Annotated in this window: 15 protein-coding genes and 1 tRNA gene; 8 read left to right on the top strand and 8 right to left on the bottom strand. The window is 71.7% G+C overall.

What is annotated here, in order from left to right; genetic code table 11:
- Positions 1 to 124 precede the first annotated feature (124 nt).
- Entirely contained in the window at positions 125 to 1,285 is a 1,161-nt protein-coding gene (locus AB0H53_RS04345; RefSeq protein WP_362107223.1) for a hypothetical protein, read from the bottom strand.
- A gap of 86 nt (positions 1,286 to 1,371) precedes the next feature.
- On the opposite strand from AB0H53_RS04345, the gene AB0H53_RS04340 reads away from it, so the two are divergent.
- Positions 1,372 to 1,809: a MarR family winged helix-turn-helix transcriptional regulator gene (locus AB0H53_RS04340; protein ID WP_362106912.1), complete on the top strand. Its 438-nt coding sequence runs from the start codon at positions 1,372 to 1,374 to the stop codon at positions 1,807 to 1,809.
- Between the two features lie 52 nt (positions 1,810 to 1,861).
- On the opposite strand, the gene AB0H53_RS04335 is transcribed toward AB0H53_RS04340, so the two are convergent.
- On the bottom strand, positions 1,862 to 2,224 hold the full coding sequence (locus tag AB0H53_RS04335; RefSeq protein WP_362106909.1) for a hypothetical protein: 363 nt from the start codon (positions 2,222 to 2,224) through the stop codon (positions 1,862 to 1,864).
- A gap of 344 nt (positions 2,225 to 2,568) precedes the next feature.
- Between AB0H53_RS04335 and AB0H53_RS04330 the strand changes: the two genes are divergently transcribed.
- A complete protein-coding gene (locus AB0H53_RS04330; RefSeq protein ID WP_362106906.1) occupies positions 2,569 to 3,630 on the top strand; it encodes a helix-turn-helix domain-containing protein in 1,062 nt (353 codons plus the stop codon).
- A 137-nt stretch (positions 3,631 to 3,767) separates the two neighbouring features.
- On the opposite strand, the gene AB0H53_RS04325 is transcribed toward AB0H53_RS04330, so the two are convergent.
- The gene (locus tag AB0H53_RS04325; RefSeq protein WP_362106903.1) at positions 3,768 to 5,750 is read right to left on the bottom strand and encodes an NAD-binding protein; all 1,983 of its coding nucleotides are present in this window, start codon (positions 5,748 to 5,750) and stop codon (positions 3,768 to 3,770) included.
- A gap of 187 nt (positions 5,751 to 5,937) precedes the next feature.
- A tRNA-Leu gene (locus AB0H53_RS04320) sits at positions 5,938 to 6,021 on the bottom strand.
- Positions 6,022 to 6,923: 902 nt separating this feature from the next.
- On the opposite strand from AB0H53_RS04320, the gene AB0H53_RS04315 reads away from it, so the two are divergent.
- The 6 genes from AB0H53_RS04315 (at position 6,924) to pknB (ending at position 15,064) form a co-directional block, all read left to right on the top strand.
- A complete protein-coding gene (locus tag AB0H53_RS04315) occupies positions 6,924 to 7,769 on the top strand; it encodes a DUF3662 and FHA domain-containing protein (protein ID WP_362106900.1) in 846 nt (281 codons plus the stop codon).
- Between the two features lie 10 nt (positions 7,770 to 7,779).
- Positions 7,780 to 8,289 (top strand): FHA domain-containing protein, encoded by a 510-nt coding sequence (locus tag AB0H53_RS04310; protein ID WP_362106897.1) that lies wholly within the window; start codon positions 7,780 to 7,782, stop codon positions 8,287 to 8,289.
- Between the two features lie 159 nt (positions 8,290 to 8,448).
- Positions 8,449 to 9,972: a Stp1/IreP family PP2C-type Ser/Thr phosphatase gene (locus AB0H53_RS04305; RefSeq protein ID WP_362106894.1), complete on the top strand. Its 1,524-nt coding sequence runs from the start codon at positions 8,449 to 8,451 to the stop codon at positions 9,970 to 9,972.
- 27 nt (positions 9,973 to 9,999) lie between these two features.
- On the top strand, positions 10,000 to 11,430 hold the full coding sequence (locus AB0H53_RS04300; RefSeq protein WP_362106892.1) for an FtsW/RodA/SpoVE family cell cycle protein: 1,431 nt from the start codon (positions 10,000 to 10,002) through the stop codon (positions 11,428 to 11,430).
- Positions 11,427 to 12,887, top strand: coding sequence for a penicillin-binding transpeptidase domain-containing protein (locus tag AB0H53_RS04295; RefSeq protein ID WP_362106890.1), 1,461 nt, complete (start codon positions 11,427 to 11,429; stop codon positions 12,885 to 12,887). The genes AB0H53_RS04300 and AB0H53_RS04295 overlap by 4 nt, the downstream gene beginning before the upstream one ends.
- Before the next feature lie 158 nt (positions 12,888 to 13,045).
- Positions 13,046 to 15,064, top strand: a complete 2,019-nt coding sequence (gene pknB / locus AB0H53_RS04290) for a Stk1 family PASTA domain-containing Ser/Thr kinase (protein ID WP_362106887.1) — start codon at positions 13,046 to 13,048, stop codon at positions 15,062 to 15,064.
- 145 nt (positions 15,065 to 15,209) lie between these two features.
- Here the strand turns inward: pknB and AB0H53_RS04285 are convergent, their stop codons facing one another.
- The 4 genes from AB0H53_RS04285 to AB0H53_RS04270 are packed head-to-tail and all read right to left on the bottom strand — an operon-like array spanning position 15,210 to position 17,839.
- Complete coding sequence (locus AB0H53_RS04285; RefSeq protein ID WP_362106884.1) at positions 15,210 to 15,887, bottom strand: class E sortase; 678 nt, start codon at positions 15,885 to 15,887, stop codon at positions 15,210 to 15,212.
- Between the two features lie 25 nt (positions 15,888 to 15,912).
- A complete protein-coding gene (locus tag AB0H53_RS04280; protein ID WP_362106881.1) occupies positions 15,913 to 17,046 on the bottom strand; it encodes a class E sortase in 1,134 nt (377 codons plus the stop codon).
- Positions 17,043 to 17,681, bottom strand: a complete 639-nt coding sequence (locus AB0H53_RS04275; protein WP_362106878.1) for an aminodeoxychorismate/anthranilate synthase component II — start codon at positions 17,679 to 17,681, stop codon at positions 17,043 to 17,045. The genes AB0H53_RS04280 and AB0H53_RS04275 overlap by 4 nt, the downstream gene beginning before the upstream one ends.
- The gene (locus tag AB0H53_RS04270; RefSeq protein ID WP_189549781.1) at positions 17,678 to 17,839 is read right to left on the bottom strand and encodes a hypothetical protein; all 162 of its coding nucleotides are present in this window, start codon (positions 17,837 to 17,839) and stop codon (positions 17,678 to 17,680) included. Before AB0H53_RS04270 ends, AB0H53_RS04275 begins: the two co-directional genes overlap by 4 nt.
- Positions 17,840 to 17,916 lie beyond the last annotated feature (77 nt).

Genomic DNA, 17,916 nt, shown 5'->3' with positions numbered 1-17,916 from the left:
CCCACGACCGTACCGCCGCGATCCGATCACCGTCTGCCCCTGTGGACAACCGTGCTGAGTGCACGGCTGCCCCGGTGAGCACCGGCCGACACCGGAGGGCGGCTGTCTGACCGGACGCGTCCGGTCAGACAGCGACCGCTTCGGCCATCTCCTCCTCCGCGTCCCCGTCCGTCCCCTCCGCGCGGTCATCCGGGCGGCCCTCGGCGCGGCCCGTCGCCACGTCCTCCCTCGGGTCCCGTTCCGTCCCCGCCGGCACCTCCCGCCCGGCCGGCGTGCCGTGCGCGTCGCGCCGGCGTCCCGCCTCGGCGAGCGCCGCCACACCGATCAGCGCGGCGCCCCCGGCCAGCCACAGCGCCAGGACCAGTACGTGACCGCCCAGGCCGGTTCCGCCGAAGTAGACATGGGACCGCACGCCCTCCACGAAGCCCGCGCCGTTCCAGAAGGCGTGCAGCGCCGCGAAGAAACCGGGCTGGAGCTCCGGCCGGAAGACACCGCCCGAGCTGGTGAAGTTGAGCATGACGAAGAGCACCATCACGCCCAGCGTCGTCCACCGCTTGAGGAAGGTGTGCAGTCCGACGCCGATCAACAGGATCCCCGCCGAGTACAGCCACGCCATCGCCCACACCCCGCCCAGCCCGGTGTCCACCAAGTGGAACAGAGGTCCCGCGAACACCGCCCCGATCCCGCTGACCACCAGCGACATCCCGGCCGCCAACAGCGCCCTGATCCGCAGCGGCAGCACGGCTCCCGCGCCGCCGATCACCGCCACCGAGGCATACGAGCCGATCGACAGCGCCACCAGCAGGAAGAACACGCCCTGCCCCGTCGGGTCGCCCTCCGACACCGGCACCACGTCCGTCACCTCCAGCGGGGCACCACGCCGGGCGGCGACGTCCGTGAAGACCTTCTCCACCACCGTGGCGCTGGTGTCCGACGCGGCCGACGCCACCAGCAGCTCGGGCTTGGCACCCGGCAGGTACGCGCCGAAGATCTCCTGGGCCTTGAGCGCCTCGACCGCGGTGTCGCGGTCGGCCACGGTGCGGACGTCCAGCGCGCCGTCGCCCCCGTCCTGGAGCGTCTGCGCCAGGACCCGCGCAGCCGGCGCCGAACCGACCACGTCGACCCTCAGGTCGTGGGGCTGGGGCGCGTGGAAGGCGCCGAGGTACGCCATTCCCATGCCGACACACATCAGCAGCGGCGTCAGCAAGTGCCCGAGCACATGACGCAGGGCGGTCGCGGTACTCGTGTCCCGGTGGCTCGCCGATGACACCGACATCAAGAACATCTCCATCAGTTGGCTTTTACAACATACTCATCCGTTGTACTATACAACTGAACCTTGGGGCCAGGAAACGGACAGAGAGGGCAGTCATGTCAGGGGCGCGCGACGACTCCGTCGACACCATCCAGCGGGAGCTGACGGCGTTCGCCCGGCGGGCCCGCGCCGCCGCCGCGCGGCTCCACCCCGAGCTGCCGCTCGTCTCGTACACGCTGCTCGCGCACATCGAGGACCAGCAGGGCTGCCGCGCCACCGACCTCGCGGCGCACTACATGCTCGACAAGTCGACCGTCAGCCGTCAGGTCGCCGTCCTGGAGAAACTGGGCCTGGTCGAGCGCCGCCCCGACGCCACCGACCACCGGGTCCAGGTCCTCCACCCCACCGGGGCCGGCACCGAGCTCCTCTCCGCCACGCACGCCAGCCGCCGCGCCGCCTACCAGGCCCGCCTCGCCGACTGGTCCACCGAGGACCTCGCCCGCTTCGCCCAGTACCTCCTGCGCTACAACGCGGCCGGCGACACCGACTCCTGAGGCACGGCGTACCGAGCGACCCGGGACCACCGTGGCGGCGGTTGCTCGGCGGCTACCGGCGCTGTCGCGCGACGGCGCGCAGGACCACGCCGGTCAGGCACCGGGCGACGGCCAGGGAGGCGAACAGCAGGACGACTCCGAGCAGGTGGCGCACGGCCGGGGGCCACCCCGTGCGGAAGAGCAGTACGGACCCGGTGACGCCGACACACCACGACTGGGCGATCACCAGCGAGAGCGCCACGGACACCGGGACACCCCCGAGGCCCAGTGCGTCGCCGTCCACGTCCGTGTCGAAATCGGCCGTGCCGGCCACGCCGAGCAGCACCAGCGACCAGAAGCCGATGACGACCACCAGGGCCGCGGTGAACAGCACGGCCGGGAACGCCGCGACGGCCCGCAGGAACTCCTCCCCCATCCCTCCTCCTCGCGTTCCCGGCTCGGAACTCCGCGCCCCACCGCACGGAACTCCGCTCCCCACCGCACGGCACACCGCTCCCCGGCGCCCACGGCACACCACCTGCCGGTGCGCGGCACCCCCCCGGTGCCGCGTGGCACACCGCTTTCCGGTGCCCGGCACCGGTCCGCGCGCCGGGCCCCGGCCGGTCCATGCTGGCAGGACGGCACGCCTGTCCGCATTGCCGTTCACCGGCAGTCCTCGTCCCGCCCCGATGCCAGTGACGGCCCCCGGCAGACGCGTGACACCCTTGACGTCCACGCGTCAGAAAGGCGTCAGCGGCGCGTCAGGAACGCGGAGGGGACATGGCGGAACGGGACACGGCCGAGGAGTATCTGGAGGGGTACGCCCAGATCCTGGCCGGCGCCTGCGCGACCGGCAGGAGGCTGACCCGCGACGAGCTGGAAGCGCTGCGGGCCCGGGGTGAGCGGGCCGCCGAGAACGGTGTCGGGCTCCGCGCGCTGGTCCGCGCCCACCTCTCCGCCGCCCAGCACGTGCGGCCGGGCCTGCGCGGCGCGGCCACGGACCATCTGCTGGCAGCGGTGGAACAGGCGGTGGACGCCTTCGCGGAGGGGCACGAGCGGGCGCAGCGGCTGGCGATCCGCCGTCAGGAGGCCGCCCGGCGGGAGTTCATCGACGACCTGCTCCACGGCCGCAGCGACCTCGGGCGTCTCGCCGAACGGGCGGAGCGCTTCGGGCTGTTGCTGTCCCACGCGCACGCGGTCGCCGTGGCGCAGGGGGCCGAGCCGTACGACGACGGCTACTCGGTGAGCCGCGGCATCGAATCGTCCCTCGCGGCCCGGTTCGGCCACCGCCGCATCCTGCTGACCACGAAGAACGGCCGGCTGATCTGTGTCGCGCCGGGCGACCAGGCCGACGTCCTGGACGCCTTCGCCCAGCAGGCGCACACCGCGACCGACGGCGGCCGGGTGGCCGTCGGCCGCCCCCATCCGGGGGTCGGCGGAGTCGTCCACTCCTACGAGGAGGCGCTCAACGCGCTGGACCTGGCCGCGCGCATGAATCTGAAGGACCCGGTGCTGTACGCCGCTGACTTGCTGGTCTATCCGGTGCTCACTCGCGACCGGCAGGCCATGGCCGACCTCGTGCGCACGGTGCTCGGCCCGCTCCGGGAGGCCCGGGGCGGAGCGCGGCCGCTGCTGGAGACCCTGACCGCGTACTTCGACACGGGCTGCGTGGCCGCGGAGGCCGCCCGGCGGCTTTCCTTGAGCGTACGGGCGATGACCTACCGGCTGGAGCGGATCCACCAGCTCACGGGCGCCGACCCCGGCGACCCGGTGGACCGCTACACCCTGCAGACGGCGGTGATCGGCGCCCGTCTGCTGGACTGGCCGGACGAAGAGCTCTAGGTCCGGCCTCGTCGGGCCCACGGCCCGTGAGCCCTACCCTCCGCGGTCCGGCCCCCTGAGCCCGGGCCCCCCGAGCAGCCCGGGGCCCTGGGCCCCGCTCCCCGTTCCGGACCGCTCACTGGTCCCCGGGAGACCGCTCACCGTTCCGGACCGCTCACGGGGCCGGTACGCGGCCGGGCGTGCCTGCCCAGCAGTTCGGCCAGGCCCCGGCGGGTGGCGGCCAGTACGACGCGGTCGTCGGGCTGGAGGACGTATCCGGGGTCGAGGTCCCAGACCAGACCGGTGGGGTGCTGGCCGCCGTCGGAGGGGCGGGGCACGGCCAGGTCGGGTCGCCGCTCGGCGGGGGCGGTGGTGTCCAGGGCGAGAACGCGCCAGGCCCCGGGCCGAAAGGTTTCCTCTATGGTGCGGCCCTCCAGTTGCGGGTGGCCGGCCACCGCGAGCGCCGCGAAGACCAGGACCTTGCGCTCGACCGGTATGGCACCCAGGACCTGACGGCCCATCATGGCTCCGGCGAAGGCGGGGGCGGCCAGGTGCGAGACGCTCCGGCTGCGGGTGAGGGCGTCGGGGTGAGCGGCCCGCAGCGTCCGGTAGACGGCGGTGGCGAAGTCGTCGTCGTACAGCCGCAGGGCCACGCGCAGATCCGCCTTGACCGTACGGGCGTAGAGGGCGGCCTCCAGGTTGGTGGTGTCGGAGCTGGTGAGGGCGAGCAGTGCGTGCGCCCGATGGATCTTGGCGGCCTCCAGCACGCCTTCCGAGGTGACGTCACCGATCACGGTCGGCACCCGCAGCCGGCGGGCCAGCGGGACGCCACGCGCCTCGGGGTCCTCCTCCACGCAGACCACCGGGATGCCCAGGTCGCGCAACTGGGCCAGCACCCGGGTGCCGATCTTGCCGAGCCCGAGCAGCACCACATGGCCGGACAGCCCGCGCGGCGGGCGGCGCAGGGCGGAGGCGCTGCGGAACGCGCCCAGCGCCTCCAGGGATCCCGCGACGAGGAGGGGCAGCAGCGCGAGGCCCACCAGCCCGGACAGCAGTTGGAGCACCTGGCGGGCCGTGGACTGGCCGACGGCGGGGTCGTTGATGGAGAAGAGGTCCAGCAGCGTGACATAGGCGGCGTGCAGGGGATGGTCCCCGGTGGTCAGCCAGGAGGCGACCGCCAGCGCCAGGACCGCCAGGCCCGTACCGGCGACCGCCCAGCGCAGGCGCCGGGAGAAGAGTTCGGAGAACGGGACGCCCCGGCCGGCCAGACGCCCGGCCGGCAGCACCGGGCCGGTGTGGGTCACCGCTTCGAGGACGATCGTGCCGCGCCCGGTGGCGGCGGTGACGGTACGCGGGTCGGGCAGCAGCTGGGGCCCGGCCGTGCCGCTGGTGTCCGACCCTTCCTCACCGGCCGGGTCATGGGTGGTGGCGGAGAGCAGGGCGAGGGTGCACAGCCCCGGATCGGCGACCTGGCCGCGCCCCGGCGGTGTCCGCTCCACGGCCCGCAACAGCAACCCGCCCGCGTGCACGACCTTGCTCGTGCCGGCGACGGCGGTGGCCGCCAGCGCGGGCGCCGCGGTGTCGGCGTCGGAGAGAACGGTGGTGGACGCGTCGACGGCCTCGGGATCCAGGCCGGGCAGGGTGAGGAGCGCCGCCTGGTCGAGGAGCTGCTCCAGGTGCTGGCCGAGTTTGCGGTTGTAGAGCCGGATCACCAGCCGGAGCCCGGGGTTGAGACGACGGGCCGCGAGAGCGGCCCGGATGTTCGTCTCGTCGTCGTCGTAGACCAGCGCGAGAGCGGCCGCGCCGGCCACCCCGGCCGAGGCCAGCACCCGCTCGGTCGGCTCGTCGGCCTCCACGGTGACCAGGCCGGTCGGGCCGGACACCGGCGGCACCGGTGACACCGGCGGCGCCCCGGTCATGGCGGCGGACACCCGGCCGAGGAGGGCGGAGGCCCGCCCCTGCGCCGGTACGGAGAGCCGCGGGCCGATCGCCGGTCCGCCACCGGGACGCACCAGGGTGACCCGCTCCCGGTAGACGTGACGGAGCTCCCCGGCCAGCCGGTGGGCCAGCGCGTCGTCGCCGCAGACGATCAGGTGACCGGACGGGCCGTCGGAAGACTGCTGAGGAACGAGTGAAGGCACCTGCGTAGAGTGCCTGCCCCGCGCACGGACCGCACGGAAACCGCTCGGAGCGGACCGTCCCGCGAGCACCAACCGGCACCGGCGGGCACTGGCGCCCCCGCGCGCATGTGACCCACCGCACAACGAGAAACGGGCCCCGCCGTGACTTCCGTCTCCGGCGAGAACCCGTTTCATCGGTTTCCCTACGTGCGCGAGGGGGGAGTTGAACCCCCACGCCCTTGCGGGCACTGGAACCTGAATCCAGCGCGTCTGCCTATTCCGCCACCCGCGCATTGGGTGTTGCCGCCGTGTCCCCCGCCTTTTCGGTGGGAGCGCCTGGCGACATCAGAAGATTAGCACGTCGCGGAGGGTGGATTCACATCCGTTGTTCCGGGCCCCTGGCCCCCGGCCGACGAGGCGGGTGGAGGCCGGGTGAGGCCCGTGAGCCGGCCGGACGCGCCGGGAAGCCAGAAGGCGGGGAAGCAGAAGGAGAGGGTCGGCGGGGAGGTGGGAGAGGCCGGTGCGGGAGAAGAAGAGGAAGAGCACCCGGCGGGCACGGCACGACGGCCCCTTACGGACGGGCACCCCGTCCGGCCACGACGTCCCGCCCGGCTTGGAAGCCCCGCCCGCGCCGGCACCTCGTACGGCTCCGGCACCCGCCGGTCGCGACACTTCGGACCCGCACCCCGCGCGGCTCCGGCACTCCGTCCCGCCCGCGCCGGCACCCCGTACGGTTCCGCGGCCCCGCGACCCGCACCGCGCGCGGCCCCCGGCTCCCGGCTCCGCTCCCGGCCGCCGGGCCGCCCGCTCCCGGCCCCCGACTCCGACTCCGACTTCGACGACACCCTCGCACGGGTTCCGGCGCCGCCCGGCACGGCTCCGCGCCCGGCGGCCGGCCACCGGCCCGCCACCGCGAATCCGCGCCGCCCCCGGCGCTCCCGGACCGCCCGGCACCCCCACGGCCGTCCCGCGCCCTCCCGGCCGCCGCTCCGCGAGACCGGCCGGGACCCGTCCGCCGCCCCCGGTCCGCCGGGCCGCACCCGGGGTGCGGGACACTGTCCTGGGGACGCCTCTACGATCCCTGTGAGAGGTGACACTCATCCACAGGGCAGAGAAGGGGAACCAGCCGATTTCCCGACGCGTGGATACGATCAGTAAGCAGTACCAGGACGGCAACGACGGAGGAGGTGCCCCATGGGAGTCCTGAAGCGGTTCGAGCAGCGTCTCGAAGGCCTGGTCAACGGCACCTTCGCCAAGGTCTTCAAGTCCGAGGTGCAGCCCGTCGAGATCGCGGGCGCCCTCCAGCGGGAGTGCGACAACAACGCGACGATCTGGAACCGCGAGCGCACGGTCGTCCCCAATGACTTCATCGTCGAGCTGAGTGCCCCGGACTACGAGCGCCTGAGCCCGTATTCGGGCCAGCTCGGCGACGAGCTGTCCGGCCTGGTGCGCGACTACGCCAAGCAGCAGCGCTACACCTTCATGGGCCCCATCAAGGTCCACCTGGAGAAGGCCGACGACCTCGACACGGGCCTGTACCGGGTGCGCAGCCGCACCCTCGCGTCGAGTACGTCGCAGTCGGCGCCGCAGGCGCCGGCCGGGCCCTCCCCGGCGGGCCCGCCCCCGGGCGGCCGTCCCGGTGGGTACGGTTACCCTCCGGCCGGCGCGCCTCCCATGCCGGCGGCCCCGCCGCCCGGTACGAACCGTCCGCCCGCAGCGAGCCGCCCGCCGGCCGCTCCTGGCCCCATGCCCGGCGCCCCGGTGCGCCGCTGGATCGAGATCAACGGCACCCGCCACCAGATCTCCCGCCCGACGCTGGTGCTGGGCCGAAGCACCGAAGCCGACGTGCGGATCGACGACCCCGGCGTATCGCGCCGCCACTGCGAGATCCGGACCGGAACGCCCTCGACGATCCAGGATCTGGGGTCCACCAACGGCATCGTGGTGGACGGGCAGCACACCACCCGCGCTACGCTCCGCGACGGCTCGCGGATCGTCGTGGGCAGTACCACCATCGTTTACCGGCAAGCCGAAGGGTGAAGCGGGGGCAATGTCAGAGCTGACCCTCACGGTCATGCGGTTGGGTTTCCTCGCCGTACTGTGGCTGTTCGTCATCGTGGCCGTCCAGGTCATCCGCAGCGACCTGTTCGGTACGCGTGTCACGCAGCGCGGTTCGCGCCGCGAGGCGGCGCGTCCGCAGCAGAGCGCGCGGCAGACCCCGACGCCGCCGCAGCAGCGCCAGCAGTCCGGCCGACAGCGGCGCGGCGCGCCGACCAAACTGGTCGTGTCAGAAGGGACCCTCACGGGCACCACGGTCGCCCTGCAGGGGCAGACCATCACCCTGGGCCGTGCGCACGACTCCACGATCGTGCTGGACGACGACTACGCCTCCAGCAGGCATGCCAGGATCTACCCGGACCGTGACGGCCAGTGGATCGTCGAGGATCTCGGGTCCACCAACGGCACGTATCTCGACCGGACCCGGCTCACCACCCCGACACCGATTCCGCTGGGCGCGCCGATCCGCATCGGCAAGACCGTCATCGAGCTGCGGAAGTAGTACGACAATGAGCGAGCGGAGCGAGCGAGCCGCAGCGATTCCCGCAGCGGTGCCCGCGGCGCGGATCGTCGCGGGCCGGGACAGGCTCCCGACCGGAGGGTGGGCAGTGTGGCTCGAGACCGGCTGTACCCCGAGGCAGCGTCGACAGGGCAGGTGCGCATGAGTCTGTCACTGCGCTTCGCCGCCGGATCGCACAAGGGCATGATCCGCGAGGGCAACGAGGACTCCGGTTACGCCGGTCCCCGTCTGCTCGCGATCGCCGACGGCATGGGCGGCCAGGCCGCCGGTGAGGTGGCCTCCTCCGAGGTGATCTCCACGCTCGTCACGCTCGACGACGACGTCCCGGGATCCGACATCCTCACCTCGCTCGGTACGGCGGTCCAGCGGGCCAACGACCAGCTCCGGCTGATGGTCGAGGAGGACCCCCAGCTCGAGGGCATGGGGACCACCCTGACCGCCCTGCTGTGGACCGGGCAGCGCCTCGGCCTGGTCCACGTCGGCGACTCCCGGGCGTACCTCCTCCGGGACGGTGTCCTGACCCAGATCACCCAGGACCACACCTGGGTGCAGCGGCTGGTCGACGAGGGCCGCATCACCGAGGAGGAGGCCACCACCCACCCGCAGAGGTCGCTCCTCATGCGCGCGCTGGGCAGTGGTGAGCACGTCGAGCCGGACCTGTCCATCCGCGAGGTCCGCGCCGGTGACCGGTACCTGATCTGCTCCGACGGCCTGTCCGGCGTCGTCTCCCACCAGACGATGGAGGAGACCCTCGCCAGCTACCAGGGCCCGCAGCAGACCGTCCAGGACCTCATCCAGCTCGCGCTGCGCGGCGGCGGACCGGACAACATCACGGTCATCGTGGCGGACGTCCTGGACGTCGACGGCGGCGACACCCTCGCCGGCCAGCTCAGCGACACCCCGGTGGTCGTCGGCGCGGTCGCCGAGAACCAGATCCAGCTCAACGACGGCGGCGCCATGGAGACCCCGGCGGGCCGTGCCGCCGGCCTCGGCCGGCACGCCGCCCCGCAGTCCCCCCAAGGCGCGTCCCAGGACCGGCGCGGCGGCGGCTTCGGCCCGCCCGGCAGCGGCGACGGGGTCGGTTACGACGGCATGCCGCCCGGAGGCGGTTTCGGCGCGTACACCGACGACGACTTCACCAAGCCGCGCAAAGGGCGCGCCTGGCTGAAGCGGTCGTTCTACATCGTCCTCACGCTGGCCGTCGTCGGCGGCGGGCTGTACGGCGGCCACCGCTGGACGCAGACGCAGTACTACGTCGGGGCCAACGACGAGCATGTCGCGCTCTACCGCGGCATCAGCCAGGACCTGGCGTGGATCTCGCTCTCGAAGGTCGAGAAGGACCACCCCGAGATCGAACTCAAGTACCTGCCCGACTACCAGCGCAAGCAGGTGCGGGAGACCATCACGGGCGGCAGCCTCGGCAAGGCCCAGCGCAAGATCCAGGAGCTGGGCCTCCAGGCCTCCGCCTGCAAGAAGCAGGAGCAGCGCCGTGAGGCGGCCGACCGCGCTCCCGCCGCGCCGCCCGGTGAGGGCCAGGCCGGCGGTACGACCGGTCTCGTGTCCGAACCCAAGCCCACTGCCACCACCACCGCAGCCACTCCCTCCCCGGGCCCCAGCCTTTCGGAGGAGGAGCAGAAGCTGGCCTCGAACTGCGGCAAGCAGTAAGCACCCGTAGGGGGGCCTTTCACCACCATGAGCGTTGTCACCAACACGACCACCATCGGCGCGATCGATCTACCGAGCCGCCGCAACACCGAGCTGGCGCTGCTCGGCTTCGCCGTCGCCATCCCGGTGTTCGCCTACCTGAACGTGGGCCTCGCCATCGACGGCAAGGTCCCGGCGGGCATGCTCGGGTACGGCATCGGGCTCGCCCTGCTCGCGGGCATCGCGCACCTGCTGGTGCGCAGGTTCGCGAAGTACGCCGATCCGATCCTGCTGCCGCTGGCGACGCTGCTCAACGGCCTCGGCCTGGTGCTGATCTGGCGCCTGGACCAGTCGCCGCGCATCATCTCGCGGTACGCCACCTTCAGCCCGGACGCGCCCAAGCAGCTGATGTACTCGGCGATCGGTGTCGCACTGTTTCTGCTGGTGCTGGTGTTCCTGAAGGACCACCGCGTCCTGCAGCGCTACACGTACATCTCGATGGTGGCGGCGATCATCCTGCTGCTGCTCCCCCTGGTGCCCGGTCTCGGCTCCGACGTCTTCGGCGCCAAGATCTGGATCAAGGTCGGTCCGTTCTCCATCCAGCCCGGTGAGTTCGCGAAGATCGTCATCGCGGTGTTCTTCTCCGGCTACCTGATGGTGAAGCGCGACGCGCTCGCCCTGGCCAGCCGCCGTTTCCTGGGGCTGTACCTGCCCCGTGGCCGTGACCTGGGCCCGATCCTCACCATCTGGGCCGTGAGCCTGCTCATCCTGGTCTTCGAGAACGACCTCGGTACGTCGCTGCTGTTCTTCGGCATGTTCGTGATCATGCTGTACGTGGCGACCGAGCGGACCAGCTGGATCGTCATGGGTCTGCTGATGGCGGTGGGCGGAGCGGTCGTCGTCGGCTCGTTCGCCAGCCACGTCCAGTCCCGCGTCGCCGCCTGGCTCGACCCCTTCGGGTGCCTGAAGACGGCCCCCGAGGGCTCCAACATGGCCGCCGCCTGCGACCAGATGTCCCAGGTGCTGATGTCCTTCGGTTCGGGCGGCACCCTGGGTGCCGGGCTGGGCCAGGGCAACTCCGACCTCATCGGCTTCGCCGCCAACTCCGACTTCATCTTCGCCACCGTCGGCGAGGAGCTCGGCCTGGCCGGCGTGATGGCCTTCCTGCTGCTGTACGCGCTGATCGTCGAGCGGGGCATCCGCACGGCGCTCGCCGCCCGCGACCCGTTCGGCAAGCTCCTGGCGACCGGCCTGTCCGGCGCCTTCGGCCTCCAGATCTTCGTCGTGGCCGGCGGCGTCATGGGCCTCATCCCGCTGACCGGCATGACCATGCCCTTCCTCGCCTACGGCGGTTCCTCCGTGATCGCGAACTGGGCCCTGATCGCCATCCTGCTCCGGATCAGCGACACCGCGCGCCGTCCCGCGCCGTCTCCCGCCCCGAACCCCGACGCCGAGATGACCCAGGTGGTCCGACCGTGAACAAGCCCCTGCGCCATATCGCGATCTTCTGCGGCCTGCTCGTCCTGGCCCTGCTCCTGCGGGACAACTGGATCCAGTACGTCCGCGCCAATGAGCTCGCCACGCACGAGCGCAACAAGCGGGTCACCATCGAGCGGTACGCCAGCGTGCGCGGCAACATCATCGTGGACGGCAAGCCGATCACCGGCTCGGTCGACTCCAAGGACCCCTTCTACAAGTACAAGCGCACCTACATCAACGGCCCCATGTGGGCACCGGTCACCGGTTACGCGTCGCAGGCGTACGACGCCAACCAGATCGAGAAGCTCGAGGACGGCATCCTCACCGGCAACGACGACCGGCTCTTCTTCGACCGGACCACGTCCATGTTCACCGGTGACTCCAAGAAGGGCGGCGACGTCGTCACCACCCTCAACGGCGCCGCGCAGAAGGCCGCCTTCAAGGGTCTGGGCGACAAGAAGGGCGCCGTCGCGGCCATCGACCCGGCGACCGGCAAGATCCTGGCGCTCGCCTCGACCCCCTCGTACGACCCCTCCACCTTCGCCGGGTACAGCGCCAAGGACGAGAAGGCCTGGGTGGCGCTGGAGAAGGACAAGGACAAGCCGAAGCTGAACCGCGCGCTGCGCGAGATCTACCCGCCCGGCTCGACCTTCAAGGTGGTCACCGCGGCGGCGGCCCTGGAGTACGGCGTGGTCAGCGACATCAACGCGCAGACGGACACGCCCGAGCCGTACATACTGCCCAACACCCGCACACCGATGGTCAACCACGCCGAGGGCTGCGAGAAGGCCAGCCTGAACAAGGCGCTGGAGGTCTCCTGCAACTCGGTCTTCGCCCGGCTGGGTGACCAGGTCGGCCGCGACAACATGGTGAAGATGGCCGAGAAGTTCGGCTTCAACAACGCGGAGATCGACACCCCGGTCCGCGCGGCCGCGTCCGCCTACGACAAGACGATGGACCGCCCCGGCAACGCGCTGTCCTCCATCGGCCAGTTCAACACCGCGACCACCCCGCTCCAGATGGCCATGGTCACGGCGGCGATCGCCAACGACGGCAAGCTGATGAAGCCGTACATGATCGACGAGCTGCGGTCGCCCAACCTCGATGTGCTCCAGAAGAACGAGCCGGAGGAGATGAGCCGTCCGATCTCCCCGAAGACCGCGCAGCTCGTCCAGCAGATGATGGAGAACGTCGTCGAGAACGGCACCGGCAAGAAGGCCCGGATCGACGGCGTCAAGGTGGGCGGCAAGACCGGTACGGCCCAGCACGGTGAGAAGAACAAGGCCCGCCCCTACGCCTGGTTCATCTCCTACGCCAAGACCGACAGCGGCTCCCCGGTCGCCGTCGCGGTGATCGTGGAGGACTCCGACGCGACCCGTGACGACATCAGTGGTGGCGGTCTCGCGGGCCCGATCGCCCGGGACGTGATGAAGGCGGTGCTCGACAGCAGGAAGTGATCGCGGGAAGCGGCGGCCCCGCACGTGTACCGGTCGGGTATCAGGTGGCGGTCGCGGTCTGATCGGCTTTCCGCGGCCGGTAGCGTATGCGCGAACAGCACACCGCCGGACCACACGGATGGGTGCGGTCGGGACTGACGGAGAGGGCTGGAACAGTTATGGAAGAGCCGCGTCGCCTCGGCGGCCGGTACGAGCTGGGTTCGGTGCTCGGCCGCGGTGGCATGGCCGAGGTCTATCTCGCCCACGACACCCGGCTCGGCCGCACCGTCGCCGTGAAGACGCTGCGGGCCGACCTCGCCCGGGACCCGTCCTTCCAGGCCCGGTTCCGCCGTGAGGCCCAGTCCGCCGCCTCGCTCAACCACCCGGCGATCGTCGCGGTGTACGACACCGGCGAGGACTACGTCGACAGCATCTCCATCCCGTACATCGTGATGGAGTACGTCGACGGGTCCACTCTGCGTGAGCTGCTGCACTCCGGCCGCAAGCTGCTTCCCGAACGTACGCTGGAGATGACGGTCGGCATCCTCCAGGCCCTGGAGTACTCGCACCGCGCCGGCATCGTCCACCGTGACATCAAGCCGGCCAACGTCATGCTGACCCGCACCGGCCAGGTCAAGGTCATGGACTTCGGCATCGCGCGCGCCATGGGCGACGCGGGCATGACGATGACGCAGACCTCGGCGGTGATCGGCACCGCGCAGTACCTCTCCCCGGAGCAGGCCAAGGGCGAGCAGGTCGACGCCCGGTCCGACCTGTACTCCACGGGCTGTCTGCTCTACGAGCTGCTGACGGTCCGCCCGCCGTTCGTGGGCGACTCGCCGGTCGCGGTGGCGTACCAGCATGTCCGTGAGGAGCCGCAGCCGCCCAGCAACTTCGACGCCGAGATCACCCCCGAGATGGACGCCATCGTCCTGAAGGCGCTGGTCAAGGACCCGGACTACCGCTACCAGTCGGCCGACGAGATGCGCGCCGACATCGAGGCGTGTCTGGACGGTCAGCCGGTCGCGGCGACCGCGGCGATGGGCGTGGCCGGCTACGGCGGCGGGTACCCGCCGGAGGAGCAGCCGACCACCGCGCTGCGCCACGCGGACCCGGCCGGGCAGACGTCCATGCTCCCGCCGGTCAACGCGGACGACGGCGGCTACGGCTACGACGACCGCCCGGACCGGCGCCGGCAGAACAAGTCGAACCTCTCGACGATCCTGCTGGTCCTGGCGGGCATTCTCGTACTGGTCGGCGCGGTCCTGATCGGCAAGGCCGTCTTCGGGGACACCGGGGACGACGGACCGCGTCAGGTCGATGTGCCACAGCTGGTCGGCAAGCCCCTCGGCGAGGCCCAGCGGGACGCCCAGGACGTGGGCCTGAAGGTCGTGAGCGCGGGCGCGGAGCCCTGCGGCCAGCCAAAGAACGCCATCTGTTCCCAGGACCCGGCCTCCGGCACGCTCAACGAGGGCGAGACCATCCAGGTCAAGGTCTCCGAGGGCGCCCCCAAGGTCGAGGTCCCGGACGTCACCGAGAAGTCCGAGGACAGCGCCAAGGACCTGCTCACCACCAAGGGCTTCAAGGTGGAGGTCAAGCAGGAGGAGTCCGACCAGGAGCCCGGCGAGGTCCTCAACCAGGACCCGCGGGGCGGCAGCCAGGCCGAGAAGGGGACCACGGTCACCATCACGGTGTCCAAGAAGATCCAGGCTGGTGTGCCGCAGGTGGTCGGCAACCAGTTCGCCAACGCCGAGGCGCAGCTGAAGACCCTGGGCTTCCAGGTGAACCGGACCGATGTGGACTCCGAGAAGCCCGCCGGCGAGGTCGTGAGCCAGGACCCGCAGGGCGGCGCGCGGGCCGACAAGGGCAGCACGGTCACCCTCCAGGTCTCCAAGGGCCCGCAGCAGCAGGCCCAGGTACCCAACCTGTTCGGCCAGCCGCTCGGCCAGGCCAAGCAGCTGCTCGGCCAGGCCGGTCTCCAGCTGGGCAATGTCGACGGCCCGAACGACGACAACGCCCGGGTGATCGCGCAGGACCCGGCGGCGGGCAGTGCCGCCCAGCCCAATCAGGCGATCAACGTGAAGACCTTCGCCGGCGGTGGAAACGGCAACGGCAACGGCAACAACGGCGACCCCGGGGAGGAGGACGGCGGCCTCTTCGGCGGCGTCTCCGGTATCGCCTTCCGTACCGAGGACTGACCCGGCGCGGAGCAGGACACCGAGAGAGCCCCAGCACCCCACAGGGTGCCGGGGCTCTCTCCGTACGGCGCGGGCCCCGGGAAGCGGCCCCCGGGCATGGCCGCCGGCGCCTGCCGGGGTGTACCGGGAACGCGGGGTCCGGGCCCTAGCGCAGCTCGGCCGGCGGCGTGCGGCGGCCGTCCACCTTCTCCGTACGCTCCAGCTCGCCCCACACGACGTAGCGGTAGTCCGAGGTGTACATCGGGGTGCAGGTGGTCAGCGTGATGTAGCGGCCGGGCCCGGTCCTGCCGGACTCCTTGGGGACCGGGTCCAGGACGCGCACGTTGAACTTCGAGGTCTCGGGAAGCGTCTTGTAGACCTTGTAGACGTACCAGGTGTCCTTGGTCTCGAAGACGATCGCGTCGCCGTTCCTCAGCCGGTGGATGTTGTGGAACTTCGCCCCGTGCCCGTCCCGGTGGGCGGCCAGTGAGAAGTTGCCCCGCTTGTCGGAGGGCAGGGCGGAGGCGACCGGGTCGGTGTAGTAGCCGGCGACACCGTGGTTGAGGATGTCGGGGTCGGTGCCCCGCTTGACCAGCACCTCGCCGTTCTTCATCGCCGGTACGTGGAGGAAGCCGATGCCGTCCTTGGTGTCGAGCGCGCCGGGACCGGAGGCGGCCCAGGTGTGCCGCACCTCGTCGCCCTGCTTGTCGGCCTCACGGTCGGCCAGGACGTTGGTCCACCACAGCGAGTAGACGACGAACAGGCCGAGCAGCACTCCGGTGGTGATCAGCAGCTCGCCGAAGACACTGATGACGCCGGCGATCCGGCTGCGCGCACGTGCCACTGCATCTGTCCCGTCTGGAGGTGTCTCAGCCTACGAGCGCGTCCGGTTTCCCCTTGCTGCGCGGGCGTTCCTCGACCATCTTGCCCCACACGATCATGCGGTAGGTACTGGTGAACTCGGGCGTGCAGGTCGTCAGGGTGATGTACCGGCCGGGCCCGGTGAAACCGGAACCCTCCGGTACGGGCTGGATCACCGAGACGTTCGACGGCACGGTCTGCGGCAGGAGCCCGGTCATCTCGTACGTGTAGTACGTGTCCTGCGTCTCGACCACGATCGGGTCACCGGGCGACAGCGTGTTGATGTACCGGAACGGCTCGCCGTGGGTGTTGCGGTGCCCGGCGACCGCGAAGTTGCCCCGCTCGTCGGAGGGCATCGCGGTCTTCAGCGGTGGCTCGGCGTAGTGGCCGACCATGCCCCGGTCGAGGACCTTCTCCTTGTCGATGCCCTCGGCGATCGGCACGACGACATCGAGCTTGGGGATGTACATGATCGCGAAGCCCTGTCCCGGTTCGAAGGCATCCGGTTTCCGGCCGTGTGCCCAGGCGTCCTCGATCTGGCTCTTGGCCCGGTCGCTCTGGAAGCCGGCGCGGACGTTCGTCCACCAGAGCTGGTACGTGACGAAGAGCAGCATCACCAGGCCGAAGGTGATGAACAGCTCCCCGACGACCCTGCTGGCGACGACGCCGGCGCTGTCCTTGCGGGCGCGGGCGGCGCGCCGGGCCTCGACCCGGGAGAGGGGCGCCGCGGCGGCGGGCCGGCCCGCGGCGTGCCGGCGGGCGGGCTCCACCCCGGCCGGGGGCGGGGAGGCGGTGCGCCGGCGGCGGCCGCGACCACGCGCCTTGGCGGCCTTGCGGCGCTCGGCGCGGCCCCCGGTGGGCGGCTGGGGCCCGCCGGCACCGGTGCGCCGTGCGGTGTCCGCCCGAAGGGCCATGGTCTCGTCGTCGGCCGGTGCGGGCGCGGACGCCGGCCCGGTCGCGCCCGGGGGCCGGGGCGCCCGGCCCGCCGGCCGGGCCGGCCAGGGTCCGGGCGCCACCGGGACCGCGGGGTTCGGAAGCTCGGGCTCCTGTTCCGGCAGGTTCGCCGCCCGGAACCAGGGCGAGCCGTGCCGCCCGGAGGCCGCCCCCGCCCCCGCGTCCTGCTCCGGGCGCGCGTCGGTCACGCGACAGCCTTGCCCACCACCGGTGCGAGCCCCGCCGCTCGGCCGACCGCCCCGGTGTCACCGCACTGTTCCAGCCAGTTCGCCAGCATCAGGTGCCCGTGCTCGGTGAGCACCGACTCGGGGTGGAACTGCACCCCTTCCACGGCCCGTTCCCGGTGGCGCAGCCCCATGATGATGCCGTCCTCGGTGCGGGCGGTGACCTCCAGTACGTCCGGCACGTCCGCCGGCTCGGCGGCCAGCGAGTGGTAGCGGGTCGCCGTGAAGGGCGACGGCAGCCCGGTGAAGACACCCCCGCCCTCGTGGACCACCCGGGAGGTCTTGCCGTGCAGCAGCTCGGGAGCGCGGTCCACCACCCCGCCGTACGCCACCGCCATGGACTGCATGCCCAGGCACACCCCGAAGACGGGCACACCGGTGTCGGCGCAGTGCCGCACCATGTCGACGCAGATCCCGGCCTCCTCGGGCGTCCCGGGGCCGGGGGAGAGCAGGACGCCGTCGAAGCCGTCCTGCGCGTGGCCCAGCTCGACCTCGTCGTTGCGCCGGACCTCGCACTCGGCGCCGAGCTGGTACAGGTACTGGACCAGGTTGAAGACGAAGCTGTCGTAGTTGTCGACGACGAGAATGCGTGCGCTCACTGACCGTCCACCGTCACATCGTTGAACGGAAGCAGGGGCTCCGCCCAGGGGAACACATACTGGAACAGCACGTAGACCACCGCGAGGGCCAGGACGAGCGAAATGAGCGCCCGCACCCACGCGTTGCCCGGCAGATGCCGCCAGATCCAGCCGTACATGACGTCCGCCGATCCTTCCCACGAGGTCCCTTCGGTACCGCCACCAGACTAAGGGGCGATGCCGCCGGGGCGGGTCA

The organism is Streptomyces sp. NPDC050856 (genome assembly GCF_040653855.1).
Lineage (GTDB): Bacteria > Actinomycetota > Actinomycetes > Streptomycetales > Streptomycetaceae > Streptomyces.
This window is presented reverse-complemented; position numbering and strand designations above follow the sequence as displayed.

Coding starts and splice junctions, on each gene's coding strand:
- AB0H53_RS04330 (WP_362106906.1), top strand. CDS start 2,569: ATGGCGGAACGGGACACGGCCGAGGAGTATCTGGAGGGGTACGCCCAG.
- AB0H53_RS04340 (WP_362106912.1), top strand. CDS start 1,372: ATGTCAGGGGCGCGCGACGACTCCGTCGACACCATCCAGCGGGAGCTG.
- AB0H53_RS04315 (WP_362106900.1), top strand. CDS start 6,924: ATGGGAGTCCTGAAGCGGTTCGAGCAGCGTCTCGAAGGCCTGGTCAAC.
- AB0H53_RS04345 (WP_362107223.1), bottom strand. CDS start 1,285: ATGTTCTTGATGTCGGTGTCATCGGCGAGCCACCGGGACACGAGTACC.
- AB0H53_RS04270 (WP_189549781.1), bottom strand. CDS start 17,839: ATGTACGGCTGGATCTGGCGGCATCTGCCGGGCAACGCGTGGGTGCGG.
- AB0H53_RS04300 (WP_362106892.1), top strand. CDS start 10,000: ATGAGCGTTGTCACCAACACGACCACCATCGGCGCGATCGATCTACCG.
- pknB (WP_362106887.1), top strand. CDS start 13,046: ATGGAAGAGCCGCGTCGCCTCGGCGGCCGGTACGAGCTGGGTTCGGTG.
- AB0H53_RS04335 (WP_362106909.1), bottom strand. CDS start 2,224: ATGGGGGAGGAGTTCCTGCGGGCCGTCGCGGCGTTCCCGGCCGTGCTG.
- AB0H53_RS04305 (WP_362106894.1), top strand. CDS start 8,449: ATGAGTCTGTCACTGCGCTTCGCCGCCGGATCGCACAAGGGCATGATC.
- AB0H53_RS04310 (WP_362106897.1), top strand. CDS start 7,780: ATGTCAGAGCTGACCCTCACGGTCATGCGGTTGGGTTTCCTCGCCGTA.